The organism is Brevibacterium luteolum (genome assembly GCF_025147615.1).
GTDB classification, from domain to species: Bacteria; Actinomycetota; Actinomycetes; order Actinomycetales; family Brevibacteriaceae; genus Brevibacterium; species Brevibacterium luteolum.
This window is the reverse complement of sequence record NZ_JALXPM010000031.1, coordinates 25,538-34,934: the sequence shown is the minus strand read 5'-3', so window position 1 is coordinate 34,934 and position 9,397 is coordinate 25,538. Positions and strand designations below refer to the sequence as shown.

Genomic DNA, 9,397 nt, shown 5'->3' with positions numbered 1-9,397 from the left:
TCAGCTCTCCGACGGCTTTGCGTGTGAATGTCAGGCCGAGGATGCGCTGCGGGTCAGCGTAACCGTTGGCAATCAGCCACAGCACGCGCAGCGCAAGCGTCTCTGTCTTGCCGGAGCCCGCACCGGCGATGATGACGGTCGGTTCGAGTTCGGCTTCGATGATCTTCGCCTGTTCCTCGGTCGGCGGGTGCACTCCGACGATCTCGGCGAGTGCGGCAGCACTGTACTGCGCTTTCATGCGCGTGCCTCCTCGTTGTCGCTGTCCATCACGGCCGGGCATGAGCTGCGCACCGGGCAGAACCGGCAGGCATCCGGGGACGGGGTGGCTGGGAAGTGCGCCGAGCGCATCTGGCGGGCGGTCTCGACGACCATCCGGCCGGCCCAGCTGTATCCGTCAGGGCTGTGCTCGTCTGTCTGCAGGGCAGGCTGCTCACGGGTGCTGGGCTTCTGATTGCGCAGGAACACAAGTTCGGCTCCAGCTGGTGTGCCGTGCACCTGGCTGCCGTCGGCAAGTTCAACCGTCCCGCTCGGGTGAGCGAGGGCTGCCTGGTAGGTGCCCAGCTGCGGGTGCTCAGGCATCTCCTTGTGCGGTGTCGGGTTCTTGCCGGTTTTGAAGTCGATGACATACAGGCCGCGTCCGTCGGCGAGCTGCTCGATGCGGTCGATCCGGCCGCGGATCTGCCACGGACCGCCCTGCTCGGGATCATTCTCAACGGCGCTGACGCTGGCTTCGACGCCCACGAGGGTGCCCTCGCTGCGGCGCGCGCGCAGGTAGGTGCTGAGGTTGTCGACCATGCCGGCGATCGCGTCGTATTCGCGTTCGCGTTCCCACTCGGCGTCGAACTCGAGCTGGGCGAACTTCTCTTCGAACGCCTGCTGCATGCCCAGCAGGTCACCGTCGGGAAACTCCTCGGCGAGCTCGTGGATGAGCGTGCCGGTGGTCTGCGCCTGTGTGGCCGCAGTGTCCCCGGCGTGCCGGGAGAGGAACCACTGCAGTGGGCAGGTCGCGAACGTCTCCATCGTCGACGGGCTGAGGGTGACGATCTCGTCTGCTGCCCGGATCGGGTCCTGTGAGCTGCGTTCGTACCAGCGCTGCCATGTCGCCGTGTCTGCCTCACTCACATATGCGCGTGCGAGTGCTGCGAGCAGCTGCGCCCACTGCTGCTGTTCCTCAGCCGTGTCCGCTGTTTCGAAGCGGTGGCGGGCGTGGGCTGCGATCGACCGGATGCTCAGCTGCTGGGTGGCAAGCTCAGCAGCAGGTTCGACATCGGTGGCTTGGGCGGTCGACACTGCATCGGCGTGGTCTGCACCATCATCGGGGTCCGGGCGCAGGAGCGTGAAGAAGCCGCTGGGGCTCGACTCGCCGTCATCGAGGGCGGTGATGAGCAGGTGGGTGCGGGCCCGGGACAGCGCGGCGAGCAGCAGCCGGGCCTCATCGCGGATGACCCCGCGGCGCCGCTGCGCAAACCGGGCCGCCTGGGCGGTGGCGCTGTCGGTCTCCGGGGTTCCGGCTGGCAGGCGCCCGTCGAGGGCGTCGCAGAGATCGGCGGTGTCGAAGATCGAACCGCGGATCTTCGGGTTGGGCCACTGGCCGTCGTTGACATCGGCGACGATGACGGCAGTGAAGTCGAGGTGGGCGACACCGGCCGGTGAGTCGACGATGACCATGTCGCCGTGATGCTGGCGGGCAAGTGAGTCCTGAGCGAAGTCCTGTTCGAGGACCTTGAGCGCGAAGCTGTGAGCGGGCATCGCATCGCGGCCGCTGTAGCGTTCGGCCAGCGTCATGAGCCGGATGACGGCATCGAGACGGTCGTTGAGCGGGTGCGTCGGCTGGGATGCGGCGACCGGCTCCCAGCGACGGGCCGCACCGGAGGTCTCCCACAGCTGCCACAGTGCCGTGTGCGGATCGGTGCCGCGCACCTCGGCAGCGGTGCTCAGCAGCCGGTGGACCATCGCCAGCTCGCTGGGCAGCTGTTCGGCAGGATAGCTGCGCAAGGCGGTGAGCAGCGCGTTGTCGGCGCTGCCGGTGAGGACGGCGAGTTCGCGTTCGAGACCGCGCACGGCCAGCGCGTCGACACCGCCGTAGACGCCGGTGAGCAGCTCGCGGGCGACGGCTTCGACGGCGATGTCGTCATCGCTGTCGAGGTCGAGCAGACGCAGCAGCGGGGCGGTGGCCGGATCGGCCGCCAGCGACATGCTGCTGCCGGCGACCGGGATGCCCAGGTGCTCGAGCTCCTGGCGCAGCGCGGTCGCCGTGCCGGCGGTGCGGCACAGCACCGCGCACTCCGCCCAGTCCAGGCCAGCCTCATGATGCCAGCGCCTGAGTGTCCGGGCGATCCCGCGAGTGCGTTCGGCAGCGCTGGGGAACACAGTGAACTCCGCTGGTGCGCTTTCTCCCGGCTCACCGGGTTCTGCGACTGCTTCTGCTGTGCGGTCGGGAATCGGCAGGTGACCGTAGGCCTGTTCGGCCGACATCGCGGAAGCGAAACCGTGCCACATATGCGCCAATGCACCGGCACCGCGGCAGGCCGGATCGAGCGGGTCGAGGGTGAGCACGAGGCTGCCGCCGGGCCCGGCGAGCGCCCCGCCGGTGGTCTCCTGGCGGGCGGCGTGCCGCAGCAGCAGGCCGGTCGCCCCACGGAACGCCTGGGTCGTCGTATCCGGTGAGGCGGTCAGCAGGATCCGGCAGCCCAAGGCCACCAGGCACTGCAGCACCGACAGCGCACCATCGGGCAGATCCTGGCCCGCATCGACGAGGACGAAGCGCGGCACCGGCTGGCCCGGCTGTTCGCTGGCAGGGCGGCCGGGGACCGAGAAGTCCCAGTGGCTGCCAGCCCGGACTCCGCGGGCGTCCTGCTCGAGGAGGATGCTCGTCGCCTCGGTGAGCACACTGGCGGTGTCGACGCCGCTGAAGCCGGGGAACGAGTTGAGCTCCAGGTACTCGCGCATCATGACAGCCAGCACCTCCCACTCCCCTCGTCCGTGGGCCGCGGCGGCTGCGAACACTTCGGCGGGGTCGAGCGTGCGGGCCATGACTTCGTTGAGTGCTTCGCGCAGCTGGTCGCGGAAACCGCGGGTCGCCCGCACCTCGGCGCTCAGGTGCTCCGGCCAGGCAGGCGCGGGAATGAGCCCGGATTCGTATCCGTCGAGCATGTCAGCAAGGAACGCATCCTGTTCGGCACCGGAGATGAACCGCGACTGCCGGCCCTCGGTGGCACCGCTGAGCGCACTGACGAGTCCGAAGGCGAAGGAGTGGATGCTGCGTGCGGCAGGTGCCGACCGGATCCCATCGCGGCCGGGCCCGAGGCGGTCGCGCAGCAGCGTGGCATGGTCGCGGTTGGGAGTGAGCACGAGGATGTCGTCGGCGCCGACGCCCGGTGTTGCGGAAAGCTGTTCGAACACCGTGCAGACAAGCGTCGTCTTCCCGGTTCCCGGCGCTCCGATGACTGTGATATTGCACCCAGAATGAGTGTCTCGCAGCTCACGTACGCACCGCTCGATGACGGCACCCAACTCGGAGGCGTGACCGGCTCCATCCCTGGTGGTGTGCGGTGTGTGCTCATCTCCCGTTGCGACCATGGCTTCATTGAAGCACAGGCCACGGACATCGCCCGGTTCGTGCCGGCAGCGCCCGCGCCTGCCCCTGCCGCGCGGGCAAACGCACGCCTGTTATATAAATAGGTGAACATACCGACCGATTCGACACCACCACCGCGGATAGGATGTGGCCATGGTTCCGACACAGCGCATGCCGCGTGAGCAGCGCCGCGAACAGCTCATCGGCGTAGCAACCGCCATGTTCGCAGACTCCGGTTACCACACGACGTCGATGGACGACGTCGCCGAGGCCGCTGGGGTGTCCAAACCGGTCCTCTACCAGCACTTCACCTCCAAGAAGGACCTGTACCTTGCCGCCATCGACGCGGCTGCGGCCACCTTCGACGCCTCCGTCCGCAGTGCGCTGCAGGCCACGGAGAACAACGAGGAGCGCGTCTACAGCACGTTCAGCGCCTTCTTCACCTTCGTCAGCGAGAACCGCAACGAGTTCATCGTGCTCTTCTGCGCTGACAGCTACGAGCCCGAGGCGGTGCGCCGGGCCGACGCGGTCCGGCGCCGGATCGCCAGCCAGATCGCCGAGCTCATCACCCGCTACACCTATGCGACTCTCGACGAGGCGCTGCTGCTGGCGCAGGGCGTCGTCGGGATCGCGGAGAAGGCCGCCAGCCAGGTGGTCGAATCCGAGTCGATGGACCCGCGCTCGAGTGCCCGGCTCATGGCATTCATGACCTACCGGGGGCTGACGTCGATGCCGCGCGTCGACGAGGTCGCCCCACCGGGTCCGGACGGTTCGGCCGAAGCGCGTCCGTGGGACGTAGACTATCCAGGGTTGCCCCACCCGAACCCGGATCACAAGGAGTGAGTATGGAAGTCAAGATCGGCGTCCGCCAGGCCCCGCGCGAACTCGTCATCGAAACCGAGGCCACCGCTGAGGAGATCACCCAGCAGGTCGACGAGGCGCTGTCCTCGGGTTCGACCTTCGTGCTTGCCGACGAGAAAGGCCGCAAGGTCATCGTCCCGGCAGCAGCACTGGCCTATGTCGAGACCGGCAGCGCCCAGCAGCACCCGGTCGGCTTCGGGCTCTCCTGAGTCCGCACGCCAGCTGACAGCCTCGCCGGCGGCACCTGCCGGCACATCGATGAGCGCGCTCAGGCCACCAGGCCGAGCGCGCTCATCCGCCTCGAGTGAGCCGTCATCGCCTGCTGCACCATCTGCGCTTCCGCCTCCTGCGTCTCAGCAGCGTGGTAGCGGCGGATGAGCCGCCTGCCGCGACCCATCGAATCAGCCACCAGCTTCCGTCCCCACAGCGCCAGACGCGACGACAGCGAGGGATCCTCCTCGATCGCCGCCGCCAGCCGAGTGCGGAGATACGCGGCCTGGCGTGTATCATCGAGGACAGCGGTGGCAACCTGCCGGCTCTCCTCGTCGAGGCCGGTGAGCACCGCACGATAGAAGTCGTGCATGATCCCGTCGAGCACATAGCCCTTCATCAGGCTTTCGTGCCAGTCATGGGGTGCGGTGCGGTCCCGCAGCTCGCTGTAGGCCTGCTGCACATGCTGCATCTGCGCCGTCGTGTCTTCGCCGAGCTCGCCGATGCGAGCGGCCAGACGCGAGAAATTGTCCAGGGAATGCCCGGCGACAGTCGCAAGATCCACTCTGTCCTGCATGGTGGGCGCGTACTGCGCATCGGTGGCTGACCGTTCGAAAGCGGTGAGCTGACCGTGGGCGATGACGGCAAGGGTTGTCACCGGAGTCGAGGCAGCTGACGAGGATTGGGGCATGCCCCATAGCCTACCGCCTCACTCAGACGTGAACGCGTGCTCCTCGAAGGAGCACTGTGAGGAGAAGAACGTGACCACAACTGAACAGACTTTCGCTGACCTTGGTGTGTCAGCCCCGATCGCCGATGCGCTTGCCGACAAGGGCATCGTGCACCCCTTCCCCATCCAGGCGATGACCCTGCCGGTCGCCCTGACCGGCGCCGACATCATCGGCCAGGCCAAGACCGGCACCGGCAAGACCCTCGGCTTCGGCATCCCGCTGCTCGAGCGCGTCATCGGCCCCGATGAGGACGGCGCGCCGGCCGACCGGATCCCGCAGGCGCTCGTCGTCGTGCCGACCCGTGAGCTGGCCCAGCAGGTCGCAGGCGACCTCGAAGCCGCCTCGACCCGCCGCAACATCTCCGTTGTCACCATCTACGGCGGCAAGGACTTCGAACCCCAGATCAAGGCGCTCGAATCCGGCGCCGAGGTGGTCGTCGGCACCCCCGGACGCCTCCTCGACCTCGTCGGCCGGCGCATCCTGCGCCTGAGCGGCGTGCGCACCGCCGTGCTCGACGAGGCCGACGAGATGCTCGACCTCGGCTTCCTGCCCGATGTCGAGAAGATCATCTCCCACCTGCCCGCCCAGCGGCAGACGATGCTGTTCTCGGCGACGATGCCCGGCGCGGTCATCTCGATGGCCCGCCGCTACATGATCCAGCCGACCCACATCCGCTCCCAGGACCCGGATGACACGACCCAGACGGCGAAGAACACCACCCAGTACATCTACCGCGCCCACGCGATGGACAAGACCGAGATGGTCGCCCGCATGCTGCAGGCCGAGGGCCGGGGCCGGACGATCATCTTCGCCCGCACCAAGCGCACCGCCGACCGGCTGGCCGAGGAGCTCGGCGACCGCGGCATGAACGCCAAGCCGATGCACGGCGACCTGCCGCAGCAGATGCGCGAGCGCTACCTCAAGGCCTTCCGCGACGGCACCGTCGACGTGCTCGTGGCCACCGACGTAGCCGCCCGCGGCATCGACATCTCCAACGTCACCCACGTCATCAACTACCAGTGCCCCGATGACGAGAAGACCTACGTCCACCGCATCGGGCGCACCGGCCGTGCCGGCGAGTCCGGCATCGCGGTCACCTTCGTCGACTGGGACGATGTCCCGCGCTGGAAGCTCATCAACCGCCAGCTCGGCCTCGACTTCGACGAGCCGGTCGAGACCTACTCGACCTCCCCGCACTTCTTCGAGGATCTCAACATCCCGAAGGGCACGAAGGGCCGGATCAAGGGCGCCAAGCCTGCCGATGAGGGTCGTGACCGCCGCCGAGGCGGTGGCCGCGGTGGCCGTGATGGCGGCCGCTCCGGTGACCGGAACCGGCAGGAGGGCCGCAATGGCGAGCGCCGTCAGCGCCGCCGCACCCGCGGCGGGCGCTCGGGTGAGAACTCCGGTGAGGGCGCGAACACGAACACCTCGAAGCCGGAGCAGGCCTCAGGCGACTCCGCTCCGCGGCGGCGCCGTCGCCGCCGCCGCTCGAATGCCGAGCAGCCGGCTGCGCAGAACTGATGCCTAGAGGCTGAGACCGACAGGACTGGCCCCGGAGGCCGCCCGCACAATGCGGGCGAGCATCTCCGGGGCCGTCGTGTTCTCTGCCAGCAGGTTCGGCTTGCCGGCTCCGTGGTAGTCCGAGGAGCCGGTGACGATGAGATCATGGGCTGCTGCGATGCGCCGCAGCTCAGCGCGTTCATCCACCGGGTTGTCGCGGTGGTCGACTTCGATGCCGTCAAGGCCGGCGGCGATCATCTCGCGCATCCCGGCATCGGGCACGACCCGACCGCGCATCCGCGCCCGGGGGTGGGCGTAGACCGACACCCCGCCGGCCTCGCTCACCATGCGGATCGCATCGATCGGGCTGACCGTCGGCAGGGTGACGTAGTACTTCGAGCGGGTTGAGAGCAGCTCGGAGAAGGCCGCGGTGCGGTCGGTGACGATCCCGGCCCGCACAAGCGCATCGGCGATGTGCGGCCGGCCGATCGTCGCCCCTGGTTCGCACACGGCCTCGATATCGGCCCAGCTGAGCGGGTAGTCCTCTGCCAGGCGGGCGACGATCTCCCGCGCCCGGCCCTCCCGGTCGGTGCGGGCAGCCCCGACGGTGGCGGCCAGCTCGGTGCTGCCGGGATCGTGGAGGTAGCTGAGCAGGTGGACGCTGATGCCCTCATACCGGCACGAGATCTCCATGCCCGGCACCAGCCCGATGCCCAGCCGCGTGACCGCCTCGGTCGCCTCTGCCCATCCGCCGGTCGTGTCGTGGTCGGTCAGGCCGATGACATCGACGCCGCAGGCCGCCGCCTCGGCCATGAGCTCTGCCGGGCTCTGGGTGCCGTCAGAGACGGTCGAATGGGTGTGCAGGTCGATGATCATGAGTCGATCATAGGACGATCACCACGATTCCTCCCCCGCCGGTGGGCCGTGACTAGAATGGCCGCATGATGACTCAGGACTCTGACCACAACGCGCAGACCACCAGCCCCTCAGCCGCTGAATCCGGTGCCGCCACCGGCACCGACTCCCCCGACCAGCCCCTGTCAGACCGAGTGAACAACCGCTCCCGCCGCCCCCAGTCGCAGGCCTTCCGCGACTTCGTCGCCTCCGGCTGGGACCGCACGAGTGAGGACAATGTCGAGCCCTTCGCCTCGGCCGCCTACACCGGCGCCCGCCGTCAGGCCCTGTCCGAGGCCTTCCCCGGCGAACGCCTCGTCATCCCCGCAGGCGGGCTCAAGGTCCGCTCGAACGACACCGACTACCGCTTCCGCGCCCACTCGGCGTTCATCCACCTCACCGGCCTGCACTCGGACCTCGAACCCGATTCGGTGCTCGTCATGGAGCCCACCGACGACGGCCACGAGTCGACCTTCTACTTCCGCCCGCGTGCCGGTGCCGACACCGAGGAGTTCTTCTCCGATGCCCGCTACGGCGAGTACTGGGTCGGCCCGCGTGAGGACCTGGAGACGATGGCGATCAAGACCGGCATCCGCTGTGCTGACATCAACCACGCGGAAGAGGCCATCTGCCGGGACCTGAACGCCACCTCGCTGCGCCTGGTCCGCGGTGCCGATGAGGCACTCGACGCGCGGGTCGATGCCGCCCGCGCCGAGGTCGAAGCCGACCTGGAGATCTCGCAGGCAGGCGATGCCGAGATGGCTCAGTTCCTCTCCGAGCTGCGCCTCATCAAGGACGACTACGAGATCAGCCAGATGCGCCACGCTGTTGAGATCACCCGGTCTGGTTTCGACAATGTCATCACCTCGCTCAAGGAGGCGATCGTCCACCACCGCGGCGAGCGCGTCATCGAGACGGCCTTCGAATCCGCTGCCCGCACCGACGGCAACGGCGTCGGCTACGACACGATCGCCGCTGCCGGCAACCACGCCTGCACCCTGCACTGGATCAAGAACACCGGTGAGGTCCGCGACGGCGATCTCATCCTCGTCGACGCCGGCGCAGAGGCCGACTCCCTCTACACCGCCGACATCACCCGCACCCTGCCGATCAACGGCACCTTCTCCGAGGTGCAGGGCAAGATCTACGACGCCGTCCTCGAAGCCGCTGACGCCGCCTTCGCCGTGGCCGCCGAGCACGCCCAGCGCCCGGTGATCTTCGCTGAGGTCCACGATGCGGCGATGAACGTCATCGCCCACCGCCTCGAAGAGTGGGGTCTGCTGCCGGTCAGCGCCGAGGAGTCGCTCTCCCCTGAGGGCCAGCAGCACCGCCGGTGGATGGTCCACGGCACCAGCCACCACCTCGGCCTCGACGTGCATGACTGCGCGCAGGCGCGCGCGGAGATGTACCTGGGTGCCGAACTCAAGCCGGGCATGGTCTTCACGATCGAACCGGGCCTGTACTTCAAAGCCGAGGACCAGCTCATCCCCGAGGAGTACCGCGGCATCGGTGTGCGCATCGAAGACGACGTGCTCGTGACCGAGGACGGGGTCGAGAACCTCTCGGCTGACTTCCCGCGCACCCGCGCCGAAGTCGAAGCCTGGGTCCAGCAGGGCCGCTGAGC

At 68.3% G+C, this 9,397-nt stretch carries 8 protein-coding genes; 4 read left to right on the top strand and 4 right to left on the bottom strand.

Annotation, left to right across the window (positions count from 1 at the left end; translation table 11 throughout):
- A partial coding sequence (locus tag M3C25_RS08990) for a UvrD-helicase domain-containing protein (RefSeq protein ID WP_259856002.1) occupies positions 1 to 238 on the bottom strand: 238 nt, incomplete at its 3' end.
- A complete protein-coding gene (locus tag M3C25_RS08985) occupies positions 235 to 3,579 on the bottom strand; it encodes a UrvD/REP family ATP-dependent DNA helicase (protein ID WP_259845080.1) in 3,345 nt (1,114 codons plus the stop codon). The genes M3C25_RS08985 and M3C25_RS08990, both read right to left, overlap by 4 nt.
- 151 nt (positions 3,580 to 3,730) lie before the next feature.
- Here M3C25_RS08985 and M3C25_RS08980 point away from each other — a divergent pair, with 151 nt between their 5' ends.
- Together M3C25_RS08980 and M3C25_RS08975 are read left to right on the top strand one after the other, a co-directional pair.
- Positions 3,731 to 4,420 (top strand): TetR/AcrR family transcriptional regulator, encoded by a 690-nt coding sequence (locus tag M3C25_RS08980; protein ID WP_102162701.1) that lies wholly within the window; start codon positions 3,731 to 3,733, stop codon positions 4,418 to 4,420.
- A gap of 2 nt (positions 4,421 to 4,422) precedes the next feature.
- Positions 4,423 to 4,647 carry a DUF3107 domain-containing protein gene (locus tag M3C25_RS08975; protein ID WP_191725839.1) on the top strand — a complete coding sequence of 75 codons (225 nt, stop codon included), beginning with the start codon at positions 4,423 to 4,425 and terminating at the stop codon, positions 4,645 to 4,647.
- Positions 4,648 to 4,706: 59 nt separating this feature from the next.
- Here the strand turns inward: M3C25_RS08975 and M3C25_RS08970 are convergent, their stop codons facing one another.
- Positions 4,707 to 5,339 carry a ferritin-like fold-containing protein gene (locus M3C25_RS08970; protein ID WP_259845081.1) on the bottom strand — a complete coding sequence of 211 codons (633 nt, stop codon included), beginning with the start codon at positions 5,337 to 5,339 and terminating at the stop codon, positions 4,707 to 4,709.
- Between M3C25_RS08970 and M3C25_RS08965 the strand changes: the two genes are divergently transcribed.
- Positions 5,338 to 6,900, top strand: coding sequence for a DEAD/DEAH box helicase (locus M3C25_RS08965; protein ID WP_375545112.1), 1,563 nt, complete (start codon positions 5,338 to 5,340; stop codon positions 6,898 to 6,900). The two genes, M3C25_RS08970 and M3C25_RS08965, sit on opposite strands and share 2 nt — an antisense overlap.
- Positions 6,901 to 6,903: 3 nt before the next feature.
- Here M3C25_RS08965 and M3C25_RS08960 read toward each other — a convergent pair whose 3' ends face one another.
- Entirely contained in the window at positions 6,904 to 7,755 is an 852-nt protein-coding gene (locus M3C25_RS08960) for a PHP domain-containing protein (RefSeq protein ID WP_259845083.1), read from the bottom strand.
- A 68-nt stretch (positions 7,756 to 7,823) separates the two neighbouring features.
- On the opposite strand from M3C25_RS08960, the gene M3C25_RS08955 reads away from it, so the two are divergent.
- A complete protein-coding gene (locus tag M3C25_RS08955; RefSeq protein ID WP_259835230.1) occupies positions 7,824 to 9,395 on the top strand; it encodes an aminopeptidase P family protein in 1,572 nt (523 codons plus the stop codon).
- Positions 9,396 to 9,397: the final 2 nt, after the last annotated feature.